The 19,463-nt window shown below is 74.6% G+C and carries 17 protein-coding genes and 1 riboswitch; of the genes, 6 read left to right on the top strand and 11 right to left on the bottom strand.

Going from position 1 to position 19,463, the window contains the following annotated elements:
• The first annotated feature begins 232 nt into the window (after nucleotides 1–232).
• On the top strand, nucleotides 233–400 hold the full coding sequence (locus tag J7W19_RS24525) for a hypothetical protein (RefSeq protein WP_004949318.1): 168 nt from the start codon (nucleotides 233–235) through the stop codon (nucleotides 398–400).
• 92 nt (nucleotides 401–492) lie between these two features.
• Here J7W19_RS24525 and J7W19_RS24520 read toward each other — a convergent pair whose 3' ends face one another.
• Both J7W19_RS24520 and J7W19_RS24515 read right to left on the bottom strand, forming a co-directional pair.
• A complete protein-coding gene (locus J7W19_RS24520) occupies nucleotides 493–1,302 on the bottom strand; it encodes an inositol monophosphatase family protein (RefSeq protein ID WP_004949320.1) in 810 nt (269 codons plus the stop codon).
• A gap of 37 nt (nucleotides 1,303–1,339) precedes the next feature.
• Nucleotides 1,340–2,467 carry a ferrochelatase gene (locus J7W19_RS24515; RefSeq protein ID WP_004949321.1) on the bottom strand — a complete coding sequence of 376 codons (1,128 nt, stop codon included), beginning with the start codon at nucleotides 2,465–2,467 and terminating at the stop codon, nucleotides 1,340–1,342.
• Between the two features lie 194 nt (nucleotides 2,468–2,661).
• Between J7W19_RS24515 and J7W19_RS24510 the strand changes: the two genes are divergently transcribed.
• The gene (locus J7W19_RS24510) at nucleotides 2,662–3,966 is read left to right on the top strand and encodes an MFS transporter (RefSeq protein ID WP_004949323.1); all 1,305 of its coding nucleotides are present in this window, start codon (nucleotides 2,662–2,664) and stop codon (nucleotides 3,964–3,966) included.
• A complete protein-coding gene (locus J7W19_RS24505; RefSeq protein ID WP_040891163.1) occupies nucleotides 3,905–5,245 on the top strand; it encodes a D-arabinono-1,4-lactone oxidase in 1,341 nt (446 codons plus the stop codon). Before J7W19_RS24510 ends, J7W19_RS24505 begins: the two co-directional genes overlap by 62 nt.
• Before the next feature lie 21 nt (nucleotides 5,246–5,266).
• On the opposite strand, the gene J7W19_RS33145 is transcribed toward J7W19_RS24505, so the two are convergent.
• Nucleotides 5,267–6,334: an ICP22 family protein gene (locus tag J7W19_RS33145; RefSeq protein ID WP_040891166.1), complete on the bottom strand. Its 1,068-nt coding sequence runs from the start codon at nucleotides 6,332–6,334 to the stop codon at nucleotides 5,267–5,269.
• A gap of 346 nt (nucleotides 6,335–6,680) precedes the next feature.
• Here J7W19_RS33145 and sepH point away from each other — a divergent pair, with 346 nt between their 5' ends.
• A complete protein-coding gene (sepH, locus tag J7W19_RS24495) occupies nucleotides 6,681–7,742 on the top strand; it encodes a septation protein SepH (protein ID WP_040891169.1) in 1,062 nt (353 codons plus the stop codon).
• Between the two features lie 162 nt (nucleotides 7,743–7,904).
• Here the strand turns inward: sepH and J7W19_RS24490 are convergent, their stop codons facing one another.
• Nucleotides 7,905–8,747, bottom strand: a complete 843-nt coding sequence (locus J7W19_RS24490) for a sulfurtransferase (protein WP_040891171.1) — start codon at nucleotides 8,745–8,747, stop codon at nucleotides 7,905–7,907.
• Between the two features lie 313 nt (nucleotides 8,748–9,060).
• Between J7W19_RS24490 and J7W19_RS24485 the strand changes: the two genes are divergently transcribed.
• Nucleotides 9,061–9,858 (top strand): VOC family protein, encoded by a 798-nt coding sequence (locus J7W19_RS24485; protein ID WP_004949332.1) that lies wholly within the window; start codon nucleotides 9,061–9,063, stop codon nucleotides 9,856–9,858.
• Here J7W19_RS24485 and J7W19_RS24480 read toward each other — a convergent pair.
• From J7W19_RS24480 to J7W19_RS24465, 4 genes are all read right to left on the bottom strand, one after another.
• Nucleotides 9,833–10,522 (bottom strand): thymidine kinase, encoded by a 690-nt coding sequence (locus J7W19_RS24480; protein WP_004949334.1) that lies wholly within the window; start codon nucleotides 10,520–10,522, stop codon nucleotides 9,833–9,835. The genes J7W19_RS24485 and J7W19_RS24480 overlap by 26 nt on opposite strands.
• Before the next feature lie 63 nt (nucleotides 10,523–10,585).
• Nucleotides 10,586–11,794: an alkaline phosphatase family protein gene (locus J7W19_RS24475; RefSeq protein ID WP_004949336.1), complete on the bottom strand. Its 1,209-nt coding sequence runs from the start codon at nucleotides 11,792–11,794 to the stop codon at nucleotides 10,586–10,588.
• Nucleotides 11,794–12,381, bottom strand: coding sequence for a DUF5998 family protein (locus tag J7W19_RS24470; protein ID WP_004949338.1), 588 nt, complete (start codon nucleotides 12,379–12,381; stop codon nucleotides 11,794–11,796). The genes J7W19_RS24475 and J7W19_RS24470 overlap by 1 nt, the downstream gene beginning before the upstream one ends.
• A gap of 122 nt (nucleotides 12,382–12,503) precedes the next feature.
• Nucleotides 12,504–15,290, bottom strand: coding sequence for a bifunctional acetate--CoA ligase family protein/GNAT family N-acetyltransferase (locus J7W19_RS24465; protein WP_004949341.1), 2,787 nt, complete (start codon nucleotides 15,288–15,290; stop codon nucleotides 12,504–12,506).
• 107 nt (nucleotides 15,291–15,397) lie between these two features.
• Between J7W19_RS24465 and J7W19_RS24460 the strand changes: the two genes are divergently transcribed.
• Nucleotides 15,398–15,679, top strand: coding sequence for an HPr family phosphocarrier protein (locus J7W19_RS24460; RefSeq protein WP_152263926.1), 282 nt, complete (start codon nucleotides 15,398–15,400; stop codon nucleotides 15,677–15,679).
• 186 nt (nucleotides 15,680–15,865) lie between these two features.
• Here J7W19_RS24460 and J7W19_RS24455 read toward each other — a convergent pair whose 3' ends face one another.
• The 3 genes from J7W19_RS24455 to J7W19_RS24445 form a co-directional block, all read right to left on the bottom strand.
• The gene (locus J7W19_RS24455; protein WP_004949022.1) at nucleotides 15,866–16,612 is read right to left on the bottom strand and encodes a GntR family transcriptional regulator; all 747 of its coding nucleotides are present in this window, start codon (nucleotides 16,610–16,612) and stop codon (nucleotides 15,866–15,868) included.
• Between the two features lie 277 nt (nucleotides 16,613–16,889).
• Nucleotides 16,890–17,696, bottom strand: coding sequence for a M23 family metallopeptidase (locus J7W19_RS24450; RefSeq protein ID WP_004949023.1), 807 nt, complete (start codon nucleotides 17,694–17,696; stop codon nucleotides 16,890–16,892).
• A gap of 14 nt (nucleotides 17,697–17,710) precedes the next feature.
• A riboswitch (cyclic di-AMP (ydaO/yuaA leader) is annotated at nucleotides 17,711–17,866 on the bottom strand.
• Between the two features lie 224 nt (nucleotides 17,867–18,090).
• Entirely contained in the window at nucleotides 18,091–19,458 is a 1,368-nt protein-coding gene (locus J7W19_RS24445; protein ID WP_040891068.1) for a M16 family metallopeptidase, read from the bottom strand.
• Nucleotides 19,459–19,463 lie beyond the last annotated feature (5 nt).

Raw genomic sequence — 19,463 nt, 5'->3', positions numbered from 1 at the left:
GGCCCTCGCCGGAGGCGGCTTCCCGTCCGTTTGCGGACGGGAGGTTTCCGCGCGGACGGGGGTGGGGAAGACGTCTGCACACCCGCGATCACGATCCCCGTCCCGTGGTGCGCCATGACCACGCGGCACCGCGGGGGACCACCACGCACGTGATCGTCTTCCCCGGCCACCGTCCGGGGATACCCCCCGGCACACCCCCGTGCCACCGAGCCGACCCAGGAGGGGGCGCAGCATGGACGCGTTCACCGCCGGCATTCTGCAGCGCATAGAGACCACGCGCAGTGATCTCGACCGGGCCCGCCGCAGCGGAGACGACTTTCTCGTCGACATGGAACAGGCGGAGCTGGAGGACCTGCACCGCCTCGCGGCGGAGCACGGCGTCGAGGTCAGCGCCGCCTGACCCTTGACCGCCGACCGCCGCGCAAGCGGCCGGAGCGCCCCGGTGCCTCGTGCGCCGGGGCGCTCCGCCGTGTGCGCCGTGGGGTGCCGGGCTCAGTCGTGCCAGGCGCCCAGTTCCTCCAGGCGGGCCTGGAGGGGCTCGAAGAAGCCGGGCGGGGCGGCGACGGCGAGCTCGCCGGACGCGGGCGCGCCGGGGCGGCCGCCGGTGAGCGCCCCCGCCTCGCGGGCGACGAGGTCGCCGGCCGCGAGGTCCCAGGGGTTGAGCCCGCGCTCGTAGTAGCCGTCGAGCCGGCCGCAGGCGACGTCGCAGAGGTCGATGGCGGCGGAGCCGCCGCGCCGGATGTCCCGGACCTCGGGCAGCAGCCGGCGGACCACCTCGGCCTGGGCGGTGCGGCGGGCGGCGAGGTAGCCGAAGCCGGTGCCGAGGAGGGCCTGCTCGAAGGCGGGCGCGGGGCGGACGCAGAGCCGGCGGTCACCGAGCCAGGCGCCCTCGCCGAGGACGGCCCGGTAGGTCTCGCCGCGCAGGGGCGCGGCCACCACGCCGACAACCGTCTCGCCGGCGTACTCGGCGGCTATGGAGACCGACCAGGACGGCAGTCCGTAGAGGTAGTTGACCGTGCCGTCGAGGGGGTCGACCACCCAGCGCACCCCGCTGGTGCCGGGGGTGCTGGCGCCCTCCTCGCCCAGCACGCCGTCGTCGGGCCGGTGTTCGGCGAGGAAGCCGGTGATCAGCTTCTCGGAGGCGAGGTCCATCTCGGTGACGACGTCGATGGGGCTGGTCTTGGTGGCGGCCACCCCGAGGTCGGCGGGGCGGCCGTCCCTCAGCAGCGCGCCGGCCCGCTCGGCGGCCTCCACGGCCACGGACAGCAGTTCGGCCTTGAGGGCGTCGGTGGGGGCGTTCACAGGGGCTCCTTGCCTGGTAGGGGACGTGTCGGCGGGGTCACGCCCAGGGGCTGTCCGCGCCCGCGGCGGCGGGGCGCGGCGCCCGGGCCGGGCAGCAGCCGACGGGGCAGAGGTCGTGCGAGGGGCCCAGGGCGCCCAGCGCGCAGCGCTCGGGCCGCTCGCCGCGCTCCGCGGCGGCCCGCTCCAGGACCAGCTCGCGGACGGCGGCGGCGAAGCGCGGGTCGGCGCCCACGGTCGCCGCGCGGGCGACGGGCAGCCCCAGCTCGACGGCCTTGGCCTTGGCCTCGGTGTCGAGGTCGTACTTGACCTCCATGTGGTCGGAGACGAAGCCGATGGGGACCATCACGACGGCGGGGGCGCCGTCGGCGTGCACCGCCTCCAGGTGATCGCAGATGTCGGGTTCCAGCCACGGGATGTGCGGGGCGCCGCTGCGGGACTGGTAGACCAGCCGCCAGGGCCGGTCGGTCCCGGTCTCCTCGCGCACGGCGTCGGCGATGGCGCGGGCCACGTCGAGGTGCTGGGCGACGTAGGCGCCGCCGTCGCCGTGGTGCTCGGCGGGGCCGGAGGTGTCGGCGGCGGCCGTGGGGATGGAGTGGGTGGTGAAGGCGAGGTGCGCTCCGGCCCGTACGGCCTCGGGCAGCTCCGCGAGGGCCGCGAGGGTGGCGTCGATCATGGGGCGGACGAAGCCGGGGTGGTTGAAGTAGTGCCGCAGCTTGTCGACGCGCGGCACGGGCAGCCCCTCGGCCTCCAGGGCGGCCAGCGCGTCGGCCAGGTTCTCCCGGTACTGGCGGCAGCCGGAGTAGGAGGCGTACGCGCTGGTGGCGAGGGTGAGCACCCGGCGCCGGCCGTCGCGGACCAGCTCGCGGAGGGTGTCGGTCAGGTAGGGCGCCCAGTTGCGGTTGCCCCAGTACACCGGCAGGTCGACGCCGCTCGCCGCGAACTCCTCGCGCAGGGCGCGCAGCAGCTCGCGGTTCTGGTCGTTGATGGGGCTGACGCCGCCGAACAGGAAGTAGTGCTGCCCGACCTCCTTGAGCCGCTCGCGGGGGATGCCCCGGCCTCGCGTCACGTTCTCCAGGAACGGGACGACGTCGTCCGGGCCCTCGGGGCCGCCGAAGGAGAGCAACAGCAGGGCGTCGTACGGGGCGTGGGCTGGCTGATCCGACATGGCTACGATCCTGCCACCCCCCACTGACAGCCGCGTCACCCGGCACGGCAGGCCGGTGCGCCGAGGCGTCCGGGGAAGGCGGGAAATATCGCGCGGCGAACACAGGTTCACCCGTAACCTGTATGGGCCAACGAAGACCCTTGCGGCACCCTCGTCACGAACCCCTCGTTCCTCTTCCTCAGGGCGGAGCCGGCTTGTCCAGTCCGTATCGCGCGATCTTCGCCGCTCCCGGCGCCAGGTCCTTCTCCGCGGCCGGGCTCCTCGCCCGGATGCCGCTGTCGATGATGGGCATCGGCATCGTCACGATGACCTCGGAGATCACCGGGGAGTACGGACTGGCGGGGGCGCTCTCCGCGGCCCTCGCGCTGGCCACCGCGGCGATGGGACCGCAGGTCTCGCGCCTGGTCGACCGGTACGGGCAGCGGCGCGTGCTGCGGCCGGCCACTCTCTTCTCGGTGGCCGCGACGGCCTGCCTGCTGCTGGGGGCGCGGCTGCGGTGGCCGCACTGGACCCTCTTCGTCCTGGTGCTCGGAGTGGGCGCGGTGCCGAGCGTGGGCGCGATGGTGCGGGCCCGCTGGGCGGCCCTCTACCGCGACTCCCCCCATCACCTGCACACCGCCTACTCCGCCGAGTCCGTGATCGACGAGCTGGTGTTCATCGCCGGCCCGGTGCTCGCCATCGGCCTGTCGACCGGCTGGTTCCCGGAGGCCGGGCCGCTGCTGGCGGGGGTCTTCCTGCTGCTCGGCGTCTTCTGGCTGACCGCCCAGCGCGCCACCGAGCCGCCGCCGCACGGGACCGCGCACGGCGGGGGCGGCTCCGCCCTGCGCTCGGGCGGGCTGCGGGTCCTCGTGGGGACGTCGGTGGCGCTGGGCGCCCTCTTCGGCTCCATCGAGGTCGTGACCGTCGCGTTCGCCGAGGAGCTGGGTCACAAGGCGCTGTCCAGCGTGGTCCTGGCCGTGTGGGCGCTCGGCTCCTGCATCGCGGGCACGGTGTTCGGCCTGCTGCGCCCCAAGGGCGAACCCGCCCGCCGCTGGCTCGTCGGGGTCTGTGTGATGGCCGTGAGTATGATCCCCCTCCAACTGGTCGGGAACCTGCCGTCCCTGACCGTCGCGCTCTTCTTCGCGGGCCTGGCCATCGCACCCACGATGGTCACCACCATGGCCCTGGTCGAGCGGCACGTACCGCGCGCGAACCTGACCGAGGGCATGACCTGGACGAGCACCGGGATGGCCGTCGGGGCGGCGCTCGGCTCGTCCCTCGCCGGAGCGGTGGTGGACGCCTCGGGCGCCGGCACCGGGTACGCGGTGCCCGGTGTGGCGGGAGCGCTGGCGGCCGTCGGGGCGTTCCTCGGGTACCGCCGGCTGCGGTCGGCGCGGGAGCGGGTGTCCCGGCGGACCGGGACGTCCGTCCCGCGGCCTAGGGGAGGGTCTGGCGCATATGACGGAGACACCAGCAAGGGCACGAACCACGGCGTCGGCGAGGACGAGCGCGTGGCGTAACTGGGCGGGGAACGTCACCGCCTTCCCGCTCCGGACGATCACTCCGGAGACGGTTCCGGACCTGGCCCGGGCGGTGGCGTCCGCCGCCTCGGACGGGCTGCGGGTGAAGGCCGCCGGCTCGGGCCACTCCTTCACGGCAGCGGCAGCGACGGACGGAATACTGATCCGCCCGCACCGGCTGGCCGGGATACGGTCCGTCGACCGCGCGGCCGGCACGGTGACCGTGGGGGCCGGCATCCGGCTCGCCGATCTGAACCGGGCGCTGTCCGCGCGCGGCCTGTCGCTGACGAACATGGGCGACATCATGGAGCAGACGGTCTCCGGGGCCGTCAGCACCGGCACTCATGGCACCGGCCGCGACTCGGCCTCGATCGCCGCGCAGATCACGGCCCTGGAACTGGTCACCGCAGACGGCTCGGTGCTGTCCTGCTCCGCGACCGAGCACCCCGCGGTGTTCGCGGCGGCCCGGGTGGGCCTCGGCGCGCTGGGCGTGATCACCGCGATCACCTTCGCCGTGGAGCCGGAGTTCCTGCTCACCGCGTGCGAGGAACCGATGCCCTTCGGACAGGTCACTTCCGAGTTCGACCGGCTCGCGACGGAGAACGAGCACTTCGAGTTCTACTGGTTTCCGCACACCGAACACTGCACCACCAAGCGCAACAACCGCAGTCAGGGTCCCGCCGCACCGCTCGGCCGCCTCGGCGCCTGGGTGGACGACGAGTTGCTGTCGAACGGACTGTTCGGCGCGGTGTGCGCGGTGGGCCGGGCCGTGCCCGCGGCGGTGCCCTCCATCGCGCGCGTCACCGGCCGCGCCCTGTCCGCGCGGACGTACACGGACATCCCCTACCGGGTCTTCACCAGCCCCCGGCGGGTCCGCTTCGTGGAGATGGAGTACGCGCTGCCGCGCGAGGCCGCCGTCCCGGCGCTGCGCGAGCTGAAGGCGGTGATCGAGCGGCGGCGGCTGCGGGTCGCCTTCCCCGTCGAGGTCCGGACCGCGCCCGCCGACGACGTCTGGCTGTCGACCGCCTCCGGCCGCGACACCGCCTACCTCGCGGTGCACATGTACCGGGGCGCGCCGTACCGGGCGTACTTCTCGGCGGCGGAAGAGATCATGATCGCCCACGGCGGCCGGCCGCACTGGGGGAAGCTGCACGGCCGGGACGCCTCCTACCTGGCCGGGGTCTACCCCCGGTTCGCCGACTTCACGGCCGTGCGCGACCGGCTGGACCCCGACCGGGTGTTCGGCAACCCGTATCTGCGGCGGGTGCTCGGAGACTGAACCACCGCGTCGGGCACCGGCTCAGGCGCCGGTGCCCGTCCCCTGGGCCGGCGGCGCACTCGCGCCGCCCTTGCCCTCGGCCGTGCCGCCCTTGCCGGCGTCCGGCGAACCGCCCGGCTGCGGGGTCCGGTCCGGGCTCGGCGAGGCGCCGCCCGAGGGGGACGTGCCCGGGTCCGGGGTCTGCCCACCGGTACCGCCGGCGGGCCGCGAGGCGTCGGGGGACGGCGTCACTCCCCCGCTCTTGTCCGAGCCCGCGCCGCCGTCCGTGCCCGGCGAACGGGACGGGTCCTGACTCCCGTCCGTCCCCTCGTCGGCCCCGGAGCCGGTGCCGTGGGAACCGTCCCGGCCGCTCTCGCCGCCGGTACCCCTCTTGTCGTCGTGCTTCGGCTCGTCCCGCTTCTTGTCCTGCTGGAAGGAGCGCATGATCGTCGTCCCGCCCTTGGTGCCGTCGGCACTCTGCCCCGACACCAGTTCGACCGCTGTCACCGCGCCCATCGCGAGGACGAAGACCGCGCCGGCGGCCAGAAACGGCCGCTTCCATCCGCGCCATCGGGTGCCGTGCGTCGTGCCGGCCGAGAACTCCCCGGAAAACCCCGCGGAGCCCTGAACGGGGTGCGCACCGTCGTACGCGCCGGGGTACGCACCGGCGTGCGCTTCCGACAGCATCCGCGTCGCGTCCTCGTCACCGTCCGTGCCGATCCGCGCGAACAGCCGGGTCCGTTCCGGGTCGGGCGGCAGCGCCGGGCCCGGGTGCCCCGGGGCGGCGTCGGAGGCGTCGGCGGCGCGCGCCCGGCCGACCGCGCGCTCCGCGTCGCCCAGCGGGACCTGCCGCAGCCGGGGCCGCGCGGCCTGCGCCGCGGCGTCCCGCACCTGCTCGCCGGTCCGTCTGAACAGGTGCTGGAAGACCGTGCCACCCGTGGTGGCGACCACGCTCACGACTCCGGCGCCGATCACCGTGCCGTAGACACCGAGCTTGCCGGCGAGCAGGGCGGCGATCACCGCGGCCAGCGCACTGCCCGCCACCTGGGCGACGCTCAAGTCCAGGCGTTTGCCCTTGGCTTTTGCGCCACTTTCGGCTTTGTCGTCCATCTCCAGCCTCTGTCGAACCTTTCGCGCCTCTTGCACTCAGAAGGGACATTCGAGCGTAACGAACAGTTCCGAATCCGGTGATTGTGTGAACCTCGCCACCCGTGGGAAGGTCTCCGGCGCAAGAGGGGGCAATCAACTCCCTTGCCGGACGTGAACATCGATGGCGCGCCGCTCCACCCCCAGTGGTCCGAATGGAGTACTGTGGCGAGCCCGGCCCCGGTATCCCGTCCGGTTGCCCGGACCCAACGGGAGGGGCCCGGGCGGCTCTCGCCCCGTCAACTCGGCAATGTTGTGGCAGGCTGCTACCCGGGCAGGCCACACTCGACCAGCGGAAGCAGCGACGCACGTGACGTCGGCAGGCACCACCCGGGAGGTCCCCATGCCCGAACTGCGTGTCGTGGCCGTCTCCAACGACGGCACACGGCTGGTGCTCAAGGCTGCGGACAGCACGGAGTACACCCTTCCCATCGACGAGCGGCTGCGCGCCGCCGTGCGCAACGACCGCGCGCGCCTGGGGCAGATCGAGATCGAGGTGGAGAGCCACCTCAGGCCCCGCGACATCCAGGCCCGGATCCGGGCCGGCGCCTCCGCCGAGGAGGTCGCCCAGCTCGCCGGCATCCCCGTGGAACGCGTGCGCCGCTTCGAGGGCCCGGTCCTCGCCGAGCGCGCCTTCATGGCCGAGCGCGCCCGCAAGACCCCCGTGCGCCGCCCCGGCGAGAGCACCGGACCGCAGCTCGGCGAGGCGGTCGCGGAGCGGCTGCTGCTGCGCGGCGCCGAGAAGGACACCGCGCAGTGGGACTCGTGGCGGCGCGACGACGGCACCTGGGAGGTGCTGCTGGTCTACCGCGTGGCCGGTGAGCCGCGGGCCGCGAGCTGGACCTACGATCCGCCGCGCCGGATCGTCTCTGCGCTGGACGACGAGGCGCGGGCGCTGATCGGCGAGACCGAGGACACCCCGGAGCCCAGTTTCCCCTTCGTCCCGCGCATCGCCCGGCTGCCCCGGGAGCGGCCCCAGGACCGTCCGGCGGCGGAGCCCGCCGAGGCCCCGGCGGCCGTCGCGGCGCCCGCCGCCGAGGAGGCCGCCAAGGAGCGCGACTCCCTGACCAGCCTGCTGGAGGCCGTGCCCAGCTTCCGGGGCGACATGGTCGTACCCGAGCCCCCGTCGGCGCCGCCGGGCGAGATCCCGGCGGAGGAGGCGGAGGCCGTCGAGCCGCCCGCCCCGGCGGCGAGCGCGGGTTCGGCGTACGCGGACGTGCTGATGCCCCGGTCGGTGGCCGGGCACCGGGAGCGGCTGATCGGCACCACGGACCGGCAGGCGGAGGCGGACGGCGTCCGGCCGGGCCGCCGGGCGGCGGTCCCGAGCTGGGACGAGATCGTCTTCGGGACGCGGCGCAAGAAACAGGAGTGAGGCCGGGCCGTACGGCCTGCCTACACCCGGTCTGCCCCTTTCGCGTGGTTCCCTACGAGCGCACCGCCGTAACCCTTTTGCCTGAATCGCCGGGCGGTCGCGCCCGGCGATCGGCATGCCCGGCCCGGGAAACCGAGCGCGGGAATCCGAGCGCGGCCCGGCTCAGCCCGGCTGGGCGCCCGTGGCCACCGGACGGGACGGGTCCGCCGTCCACTCGCTCCACGACCCGGCGTACAGCACGGCCGGAACGCCCGCCACGGCCAGCGCCAGCACCTCGTGCGCACCGGAGACCCCGGACCCGCAGTAGACGCCCACCTCGGCCCCCGGCACCGCGCCCAGCGCCGAGAAGCGCTCGGCCAGTTCGGCGGCGGGCCGGAACAGCCCGTCCGCGTCCACGTTCTCGGTGGTCGGGGCGGAGAGCGCGCCCGGGATGTGCCCGGCGACCGGGTCCAGCGGCTCCACCTCGCCGCGGTAGCGCTCCGCCGCGCGGGCGTCCAGCAGCACGCCCCGGCGGGCGAGCGCCGCCGCGCCGTCCGCGTCGAGCAGCGGTACCGCGCCCGGCGCCGGGACGAAGTCGCCCTCCGCGACCTCCGGTACCTCGTCGGAGAGTTCACCGCCCGCGGCCGTCCACGCGGCCACGCCGCCGTCGAGCACGCGCACCGACCGGTGACCCGTCCAGCGCAACAGCCACCAGGTGCGGGCCGCCGCCCAGTTCTGGCCGCCGTCGTACACGATCACGTCGTCGTCCGCGCGGACGCCCGCGCGGCGCATCGCGGCCCCGAAGGCGGCCGGGTCGGGCAGCGGGTGGCGGCAGCCCGTCGTCCCCTTGGGGCCCGTCAGTTCCTCTTCCAGGTCGAGGTAGACGGCTCCGGGGAGGTGGCCGGCGGCGTACTCCGGGCGGCACGACGGGCCGCCCGACCGCCAACGGACGTCCAGCAGCCGGGGCGACCGCTCCCCCGCCCCCAGCAGCTCCGCCAATTCCCTTGCGCTGATGATCGGATTCATGCGAGCCATCCTGGCGTAGTCACCTCTGCGTCCGACAGGCACCCTGGCGGGACAGCGCACGACCGATCGATACTGGACGGCAAGAGCCCCGAAACGGAAGCGAAACACGATTTCCGGCCTCTTCCTGCTGGATCCCACGGGAACCAGTGTCATCCGGCGCGGCCGGGGGGCATGACACGACCGGTGGTGCAACCATCTGCTCAGGCACCGTCCCGCACCACCCCGCGCGCCGCAGTCCACGGGAGTTCCGCCCGTGCCGTCAGGCCATGGGAGCGCCGCGCGGCCACCACGATGGTCCGAGGAGAGAGCGACGATGACCGAGGTATGGGGGTCCGCCCCGCAGCGGAGCGAGGGGCAGGTCCGGCACGTCCCGGGCACCCCGTGCTGGACGAGCCTGCTGGTGCACGACCTGGGGGCGACGCAGGAGTTCTACGGCGGCCTCTTCGGCTGGACCTACGACAGCCCGGGGCCGTGCCGGCTCGGCCCCTGCGTCCGCGCGGTGCTCGACGGCCGCGAGGTCGCGGGGCTCGGCGAACTGCCGCCCGACCGGCGGCTGCCACGGGAGTGGACCACCTATCTGGCCAGTGACGACGCCGATGTGACGGCCGAGTGGATCCGCTGCTCGGGCGGCACGGTGGGGGTGGGCCCGCTCGCCACCGGTGACACCGGCCGCCTGGTGCTGGCCTCCGACCCGGCCGGTGCCCCCTTCGGCGTCCGGCAGCCGCACGAGCCGCCGGCGGCGCCGGCACCCCGGGTGCCCGGGACGGCCGTGTGGCACGAGCTGCTGACCCACGACCCGGCCGTGGCCGTGAAGTTCTACAAGGCGCTCTTCCCCTACGAGGTCAAACCGGCCGGCTCCGTCGACTCCGACCGGCTCACCCTGCACCTGGACGGCCGGCCCGTCGCCTCCGTACGCGGCGTCGGGCCCGCGGTGCGGAGCCCGCGGTGGACGACCTGGTTCGAGGTGACCGACACCGACGCCGCCGCCCGGCGCGCGGAGGAACTGGGCGGGCGGGTGCTGGAGGCCCCGCAGGACGGACCGGCCGGGCGGACGGCGACGGTCGCGGACCCGGAGGGGGCCGTCCTCACGCTGGTGCGGTCACCCCGTTAGCCGCGCCGCCCGCCGGCTCGGGGTCCACCGGCAGCACGTCCGGGGAGAGCGCGGCGGCCCGGGCCGCCGCCGCGGTGAGGCGCCGGCGGTGGTGACGCCGGCAGAGCACCTCGTAACCCACCACCGTCTCCGGCTGATTGACGTCCCCGACGACGACCTGGGCCCCCTCGACGACCATCTGCCCGCCGACCGTCCGGGCGTTGTGGGTGGCGCGGGCGCCGCACCAGCAGAGGGCCTCGACCTGGAGGACCTCGATCCGGTCGGCGAGCTCGACCAGCCGCTGCGAGCCGGGGAACAGCCGGGTGCGGAAGTCGGTGGTGATGCCGAAGGCGAAGACGTCGAGTTCGAGGTCGTCGACGATCCGGGCGAGCTGGTCCACCTGCTCGGGGGCGAGGAACTGGGCCTCGTCCGCGATGACGTAGTCCACCCGGCCGCCCGCGGAGAGCCGGCCGACCACATGGGCGTAGAAGTCGAACCCCTCGCCCGCCTCGACGGAGTCCGTCACCAGGCCGAGCCGGGACGACAGTTTGCCCTCGCCCGCGCGGTCGTTGCGGCTGTAGATCATCCCTTGCAGGCCGCGGGCCGAGCGGTTGTGCTCGATCTGCAGAGCGAGGGTGCTCTTTCCGCAGTCCATCGTTCCGGAGAAGAACACCAGCTCGGGCATGGGAAGGCCAACGCCTTTCGTTTCGTGGGGCGGGGAAGTGGGGGACAGGGCACGGGGTGGTGCTCAGGTGCGGACTTCGAGGAGCGGCACCAGCTGCTCGACGGGCGTCATGGAGCCGTGCAGGCCCACCATCTTGGACTCGTTGGGCTCGGTCTCGGTGGCGACGATCGCCACGTCGTCCCGGGCCGCGGCGACCACGTCGCCGATCCGCGCGTGCACCCGGTCGTCCACGCCGGCTCCGGGAGGGCCGAACCAGCCGGCCTCGATGGCCTCGTCGCGTCCCGCGACCCACATCTGCTCCCCCAGCACCTCGCGCCACACCGCGAGGACGTCGGCGGCGGCGCCCGGTACGGCGTAGACGTGCCGGGCCCGGGCCTCCCCGCCGAGCCGCGAGACGCCGGCGCGGAGCTCCCAGTCCTCGTCGAAGTCGATGCGGGCCTCGGGGGTGAACGGAATGTCGATCATGCCGTGGTCGGCGGTGATGTACAGCGCGGAACGCGGGGGCAGTTGCTCCGCGAGCCGCCGGGCCAGCAGGTCCACGTACATCAGCTGGCCGCGCCACTCCTCGGAGTCGACCCCGAAGCGGTGGCCCTTGCCGTCCACCTCGCTGTAGTACGTGTACACGAGCGAGCGGTCGGCGGCGCCGAGCTGCGCGGCGGCGAGGTCCATCCGGTCCTCGCCGGACAGCCGGCCGTGGAAGGTGCCGCCGCTGAGCGCGATCCGGGTCAGCGGGGTGTGCTCGAAGTCGGGGGACGACACCTGGCAGGTGTGGACGCCCGCGTCGTCCGCGAGCCGGAAGACGGTGGGGTACGGCTGCCAGTGGTGCGGGTCCGTCCAGGGGCGCCAGCGGAGCTGGTTCATCAGCTCGCCGGTGGCCGGGTCGAGGACCGTGTAACCGGGCAGACCGTGGGCGCCGGGCGGCAGTCCGGTGCCCACCGAGGCCAGTGAGGTCGCGGTGGTGGACGGGAAACCGGCGGTCAGGGGGGCGCCGGTGCCGTTCAGCGAACTGCCGAGCAGCGAGTGGAGGAACGGCGCCTCGGCCGGGTGGGCACGCAGCAGCTCCCAGCCCAGGCCGTCGATCAGGAAGACGCAGACCCGGTCGGCGGGCGCCAGTTCCAGTCCGGAACGGAAGCCCGGCACGCCCATGCCCGCCACCGCGGCGGGCAGCAGGTCGGAGAGGGAACCGGAACCGTAGCGCGGCAGCGGTGCGGTGCGGTGGTCCAGCGGGGCGGGCTCGTGCCAGGCGGCGCCCGCGGTGCTCGGGTACGACATCAGCGGCCGGTGACCGCGGTCGCCTCGGAGATCGCCTGGGCGAAGGCGAGGGTCTGGCGGACGCTGTCGGGGCCGTCGCCCGCCTCGCTGACGCGCAGGCTCAGGTCGTCGGCGGTCGAGGAGCCCGTGTAGCCGTGGTCCGCGTCGCAGTTGGGGTCGCCGCAGGCGGCCGGCTCCAGGTCGATCCGGGAGACCGCGCCCCAGCCGATGGTGAGGACCACCTCGCGGGGCAGCGCGCCCGGCGTGTACGACTCGGGGTTGGCCACGACGCGGCTCACGACGACGGACGAGATCCGGTCGAGCTTCACGGACTCGGTCGAGGTGGTGGCGTACGGGGACGGCGAGGTGCCGTCGGCCGCCTGCTCGTCGGTGTGGCTGACGATGAACCGCGTACGGGTGAGGACGAGGACCGTCACATGGCGGCGGACCTCGTTGGAGTCGAACGTCGTCTCCTGGTGGACCAGGTACGACACGACCGGCTCCCCGCCCACGGCCGCCTCCACGGCCTCGGCCACGAGGGCCGGGTAGTAGCCGCTGCGCTCGATCGCCGCGCGCAGCCCCTGGGTCGTCGTACCGGTCTTCGCCATACGCCCATCCTACGGGGCGTACGGACCCCTGCCGCCGCCGATGCCCGGGCCGGTGCCCGGGATCCGGGCCGGGCGGCCCCGGTGCGCGGGCGGGCCCCGCTCGGTGGACGGTCAGGCACCGCTCAGTACGTCGGCAGGCTCCGCGGCCCCGGGTCGGTGCGCGGCGGGGGCGGAGCCAGCCGTATGGAGGCGCCCAGGACGTGGATGCCGTGCTGGGCGACGATCACCGGCTCCAGGTCGGCGCCGACGACCTCCGGATGGTCGTCCATCAGGCGGGAGACGCGCAGCAGCAGCTCCTCCAGCGCCCCGGTGTCGACGGGGGCGGCACCGCGCCAGCCGAAGAGGAGGGGCGCGGTGCGCACCGAGCGGATCAGCTCGGCCGCGTCCCGGTCGGTGGCGGGGACGAGGCAGTGCGCGGTGTCACCCAGCAGCAGCGAGGGCGCTCCGGCGAGGCCGAAGGAGAGCACCGCCCCGGCCGCCGGGTCGATCGTGGCCCGGACGACCGTGTCGACGCCGCGCGGGGCCATCGACTGCACCACCAGGCGGGTCTCCGAGGGCTTGCCGAGCAGCTCGGTCAACTCGCTGTAGGCCCGCAGCAGTTCGGCCTCGCCGCCGAGGTCGAGGCGGACGCCGCCCAGGTCGGCGCGGTGCCGCAGGTGCGGGGCGGTGGGCTTGAGGGCGACCGGGAAGCCCAGCCGGTGGGCCGCCGCCACGGCGGCCTCCGGGTCGGGGGCGGGCAGCGCGGGGAGGACCGCGATGCCGTAGCGGGCGAGGAGGCGCTGGGTGTCGGCGGCGGACAGGGTGACGGCACGCGGCCCGCCGGGGTCGCCCTCGGTGACCCCGTGCGCGGTGAGCAGCACCTCGATGTCGGCCGCGGCGCCCGCCTCGTCGATGTCCTCGTACTCGGGGACCCGGCCGGGCCGCTCCTCGGTGCGCCGCCGCCACTCGGCGTACCGGGCGACGTGGGCCAGGGACCGGGCGGCCCGTTCGGCGGCGGGGTAGGCGGGAACGCGCACCGAGCCCGGCCGGGCGGGCGCGCCGGCCTCGGGCGGGGCGGCCAGGGCCTCGGCGAGGCCCGGGATCTCCAGGTGGACGACGCAGACGGGCTTCGCCACGGGGGCCGCGGCGACGGCGTCGCGCAGGGCGGCGGCGAGACCGGCGGCCGACTCGCCGTCGACCCGGGGGATGGCGGTGACGACGACGGCGTCGCAGGCCGGGTCCGCCAGGGCGGCGGCGAGCGCCCGGTGGAAGTCCTCGGGGCCGGCGGCGGTGGTCAGGTCCCGCGGGGGCAGCGGGCGGAGGCCGTCGGTGAGGCAGGCGTCGTAGGTGAGCAGCGCCAGGGACTGGGAGTTGCCCAGGATGGCCACGCGCGGGCCGGCGGGCAGCGGCTGGGCGGCGAGCAGCAGCCCGGTGTCGGAGAGTTCGGTGACGGTGTCGACGCGGATCACGCCGGCCTGCCGGAGGAGGTGGGAGACCGTGGCGTCGGGCATGCGGGTGGTGGGCACGGTGTGCCCCGCCGGGGTGACGCCGCCGTGCCGGGCGCCCTTGACGACGACGACCGGCTTGTGGAGCGCGGTGCGCCGGGCGAGGCGGGTGAACTTCCGCGGATTGCCGATGGATTCCAGGTACATCAGGGCGACGTCGGTGTCCGGGTCGTCGTGCCAGTACTGGAGGAAGTCGTTCCCGGAGACGTCCGCGCGGTTGCCCGTGGAGACGAAGGTGGAGACCGAGGCGAGGCCGGCGAGCCCGGCCGCCCGCCGCTGGAGCCCGGAGAGCAGCGCGATGCCGATGGCGCCGGACTGGCTGAACAGGCCGACCCGCCCGGGCGGGGGCAGCTCGGGGGCGAGGGAGGCGTTGAGGCGGACCCCGGCGGCGGTGTTGACCAGGCCGAACGAGTTGGGGCCGATGATGCGCATACCGTACGAGCGGGCCTGCCGGACCAGCTCGCGCTGGCGGGCCCGGCCGTCGGCGCCGCCCTCGGCGAACCCGGCGGAGAGCACCACGAGCCCTTGGACGCCGTGCTCCCCGCAGTCCTCGACGACGGACGGCACGCGGTCGGCGGGCACGGCGACGACGGCGAGGTCGACCGGGCCCTCGGCCTCGCGGAGCGAGCGGAGGGCCGGGACGCCCTCGGGGTCGAGCCTGGTGAGGCCGTCGGGGAAGGAGGTGTTGACCGCGAGGACCCGGCCGGTGAACCCGCCGGCCAGCAGGTTGCGCAGCACGGCCCGGCCCATCCCGCCGGGCTCCCGGCCGGTGCCGAAGACCGCGACGCTGCCGGGGGCGAGGAGGCGCTGCACCGAGCGGGCCTCGGCGCGCTGCTCGCGGGCCCGCTGGACGGCGAGCGAGCGGTCCGTCGGCTCCAGGTCGAGCTCCAGGCGGACCACGCCGTCCTCGAAGCTCCGCTTCTGGGTGTACCCGGCGTCCGTGAACACCTTGATCATCTTGGTGTTGGCGGGCAGCACCTCGGCCGCGAAGCGCCGGATCCCGCGCTCGCGGGCGACGGCCGCGATGTGCTCCAGCAGGGCGGAGGCGACCCCGCGGCCCTGGTGGGCGTCCTGGACCAGGAAGGCGACCTCGGCCTCGTCGGTCGGCTCGTGGGCCGGGCGGCCGCGGGAGTCGATGCGGTCGTAGCGGACGGTGGCGATGAACTCGCCGCCGATCGTGGCGGCCAGCCCGACCCGGTCGTTGTAGTCGTGGTGGGTGAAGCGGTGCAGGTCGCGGTCGGACAGCCGGGGGTAGGGCGCGAAGAAGCGGTAGTACTTGGACTCGTCCGAGACCTGCTCGTAGAAACTGACCAGGCGCTGGACGTCGTCGGGGGTGATGGGCCGGACGCGGGTGGTCCCGCCGTCGCGGAGGACGACATCGGCTTCCCAGTGGGCCGGATACGCGTGCTCGGACGGCGTCTGCATGGGATCAGCGTACGACCGGCCACTGACAATGACGGCCGCGGCGGAGCACTGCCCGCACCATGCGACACTGGTCTAGACAACCCATTCGCGACTCGAAGGGCAACACCATGGTTGAGCGCCGTGTAAACGTCGGCTGGGCCGACGGCCTGCACGCCCGTCCGGCGTCGATCTTCGTCCGTGCGGCCGCCGCCGCCGGCGTCCCCGTGACCATCGCCAAGGCCGGCGGCACCCCCGTCAACGCCGCGTCGATGCTGGCCGTGCTGGGCCTGGGCGCCCAGGGCGGCGAGGAGATCGTCCTGGCCTCGGAGGACGCGGGTGCCGAGGCCGCGCTCGACCGTCTGGCCAAGCTCGTCGCCGAGGGGCTCGAGGAGCTTCCGGAGACCGTCTGAGCCCTCGCCCCGGGGAGCCGCCGATCTCGGCGGGCTTCCCGAGGGTCGCGAGCGGGGCCGTGGCGGCCGGTGGACCCGGCCGCCGCGGCCCCGCTCGCGCGTTTCGCCCCGCGCGCGCATTCCGGCCGGAAAACACCGGGCGTGCACCGGTGAATTACCCGCCGGCCCCGGAATGCCGGACGGCCGTCACATTCCGGCGCCCGCCGTGTGAACGGCACGTTTCCGAACGGCGGCCGACGGCGCCGGAGAAGTTCGAGAAGCGGAAGAAGCAGCCACCGGCCGCCAGAACCGGAATTCCCCGGGTGCCCGCCCGGCCCGTCCGGCGGCGATGCCCCGGGCGCGTTCCACGTCCCCCCTGACCACCGCGTCGACCAGCGCGGCGTGCGTCTCCCAGGTCTCCACGGGCCGGGCGGGCGGCTCGGGCGCGTACATCCAGGCGATCTTGCGCCGCACCTGGGTGAGCAGGGCGGCCAGGCTCGGGCTGCCGGACGCCTGGGCGAGCGTCTCGTCGAACCAGTCGCCCAGCGGGCACAGCTCGCCCGGCTGCCCCGCGCGGGCGCGCTCCCGGCCCAGCCGGACCAGTCCGCGCAGCACCTTCAGGTGCGCCTCGGTCCGCCGCTGCGCGGCCCGGGCGGCCCCCAGCGGCTCCAGCAGCGCCCGCACCTCCAGCAGGTCGGCCGCCTCCTGCTCGGTCGGCTCGGCGACGCAGGCGCCCGCGTGCCGGCGCGTGGTCACGAAGCCCTCGGAGGCCAGGGTCCGCAGCGCCTCCCGCACCGGGACGCGCGAGACGCCGTACCGTCGGGCGAGCAGTTCCTCGATGAGCCGGCTGCCGGGCGGGAAGGCGCCGGAGACGATGTCGTCGCGGATCGCCGTGCACACCGCCTGCGCGGAGACGCGGCGGCTCTCGGCAACCGCGTCGGTCCCGCCGTTCACAAACGTCCCCGCATTGGACGGACCTCCGGATCGACCCCGACACGGCCTCGCGTGAAAGCGGCGGCCGGCAGGCGGGGGACGCTTCTTCAGGATTCGCTCGACTCTATGGCAATCCCGCGCGGTTTCCGATGGCCATCGGATGCCCATGGAAATGATTTGGCCAAGCGGAGGGAACGGGAAAGCCCACCGTGCCCGGACGGTCCGTTCGCGACGACCGAAAGCCCCGCCATGGACGTGTGGTCCGGGCGGGGCTCGGCGGAGGAAAGGGGACGGCCGGTCAGATGTTGACGCCGTGCGAACGCAGGTACGCGACCGGGTCGATGTCCGAGCCGTAGGTGGGCGCAGTGCGGGCCTCGAAGTGCAGGTGCGGGCCGGTGACGTTGCCGGTGGAACCGGAGAGGCCGATCTGCTGGCCCGGGGTGACGGTCTGGCCGACGCTGACGCCGATCGACGAGAGGTGGCCGTACTGGGTGTAGGTGCCGTCGTTGTGCTTGATGACGATGTTGTTGCCGTAGGCGCCGCCCCAGCCGGCCTCGACGACGGTGCCGGCGCCCACGGCCTGGACGCTGGTGCCCTCGCCGGCGTGGAAGTCGACACCGGTGTGGCTGCCGGAGGACCACAGGCCGCTGGAGGCGTGGTACTGGGTGGAGACGAAGGAGCCGGCGATCGGCATCACGAAGGTGTTGAGGCGCTTGCGCTCCTCCTCGCGGGCCGCGCGCTCCTTCTCGGCGCGCTCGGCCTCGGCCTTGCGCTTGGCCTCGTCGGCACGCTTCTTGATCAGGGCGGCCTGCGCCTTGGCCGCGTCCTCGGCCTTCTGGGTGGCGGCGTCCTGCTCGGCCACGCCGCGCTGCATCTGGGCCTGCTCGTCCACGCTGTCGGCCACGTGGTCGGAGATGACGACGGCCTGGGTGAGGCCGGTGTCCTGCACGCGGGGCGCCTCCTCCGGAGAGGCGGCGAAGGCCGGAGCGGCGACACCGGCGACGACGCCCGCGGCGCTCAGGGTGGCTATGCCGGCGACGTTGGCGCCGACACGTACGGCACGGCTCGGACGACGGTGCTTCCCGGTGGCACGGGTGAACGCCATGGTTGCGGCTGTTCCTTTCCTTCCTTCTCGCCTACCGGGTTAGCTGACGGGTTCGGAGCAGGAAGGTCTCCTACGGCCCCCTCCGGAGAGGGACCCGATTCACCCCAGGGAACATGTGGTTCCCCGGCTCCCCTGGCTCGCGCCGTACGGGGACTCGGCGATGGCTGCCCGGGGCCGCGGTTGCGGCTCCGATCCGACGGACTGCCGCCCTGAAGCTAATCGTCGTCAGATTCGAACGGCAAACGGAACCCCGTTTTAGTGACGCACGCCACAGAGGAACGATGCAACCGCTCCTATAAATCGGGCATAACGGAGGCGCGCGGCCCCCGAAGGAACCACGCGCCTCTCCGCCCCCGCGCGTGCGCCGGGGCGCACGCCGAGGCTTGAGCTCCCGTCAGGCGGAAACGACCGTCACCTCGCCGATGCCGAGCGCCCGGACGGGCTCGGCGATCTCCGCGGCGTCCCCGACGAGCACGGTGACCAGGCGGTCGGCCGGGAAGGCGTTCACGACGGCCGCGGTGGCCTCCACCGTCCCGGTCTCCGCGAGGCGTTCGTACATCCGGGCCTGGAAGTCGTCCGGGAGGTACTGCTCGACCTGGTCGGCCAGCGTGCCCGCGACGGCCGCCGCTGTCTCGTACTTGAGCGGCGCGACACCCACCAGGTTCTGCACGGCGACGTCGCGCTCGGCGTCGGTCAGCCCCTCGGCGGCGAGGGTGCGCAGCACCGTCCACAGGTCCGCCAGCGCCGGGCCGGTGTTGGGGGTGTCCACGGAGCCGCTGATGGCGAGCATCGCGGCCCCGGTGCCGTCGGGGGCGGACCGCAGCACCTGGCCGAACGAGCGGACGCCGTAGGTGTAGCCCTTCTCCTCGCGCAGCACACGGTCCAGACGGGAGGTCAGGGTGCCGCCGAGGCAGTACGTGCCGAGCACCTGCGCGGGCCAGACGCTGGCATGCCGGTCGGCGCCGACGCGGCCGATGAGGAGCTGCGTCTGGACGGCGCCCGGGCGGTCCACGATGACGACGCGGCCGGTGTCGTCGGCGGAGACGGGCGGGACGGGCCGGGGCTCGGCCGGGGAGCCCGTCCAGGCGCCGAGGGTGTCGGCCAGGGCCTGGTCCAGGTCGACGCCGGTCAGGTCGCCCACGACCACGGCGGTGGCGGTGGCCGGGCGCACATGCGCCTCGTAGAAGGCCCGCACGGAGGCCGCGTCGATGCGCTCGACCGTCTCCTCCGTGCCCTGCCGCGGCCGGGACATCCGCGAGTCGGCCGGGAAGAGCTCGGCGGAGAGCGCCATGGCGGCCCGGCGGGCCGGGTTGGCGAGCTCGTGCGGGATCTCGTCGAGGCGGTTGCGGACGAGGCGCTCGATCTCGTTGTCGGGGAAGGCCGGGGCGCGCAGGGCGTCGGCGAGCAGGCCCAGGGCCTTGGTCAGCCGGGAGGCCGGGACCTCCAGGGAGAGCCGTACGCCGGGGTGGTCGGCGTGGGCGTCCAGGGTGGCGCCGCAGCGCTCCAGCTCGGCCGTGAAGTCCTCGGCGCTGAGCTTGTCCGTGCCCTCGGAGAAGGCGCGGGCCATGATCGTGGCCACGCCGTCCAGGCCGGCCGGCTCGGCCTCCAGCGGGGCCGCGAGGCTGACCTCGACGGCGACGACCTGCTGGCCGGGGCGGTGGCAGCGCAGCACGGTCAGGCCGTTGGGCAGCCGGTCGCGGCCGGGGGCCGGGAAGTTCCACGGGGTGGCCGTGCCGGGCCGGGGCTGCGGGTGGAACTGCATGGTGG

It is taken from the genome of Streptomyces mobaraensis NBRC 13819 = DSM 40847, assembly GCF_017916255.1.
Taxonomy (GTDB): domain Bacteria; phylum Actinomycetota; class Actinomycetes; order Streptomycetales; family Streptomycetaceae; genus Streptomyces; species Streptomyces mobaraensis.
This window is presented reverse-complemented; position numbering and strand designations above follow the sequence as displayed.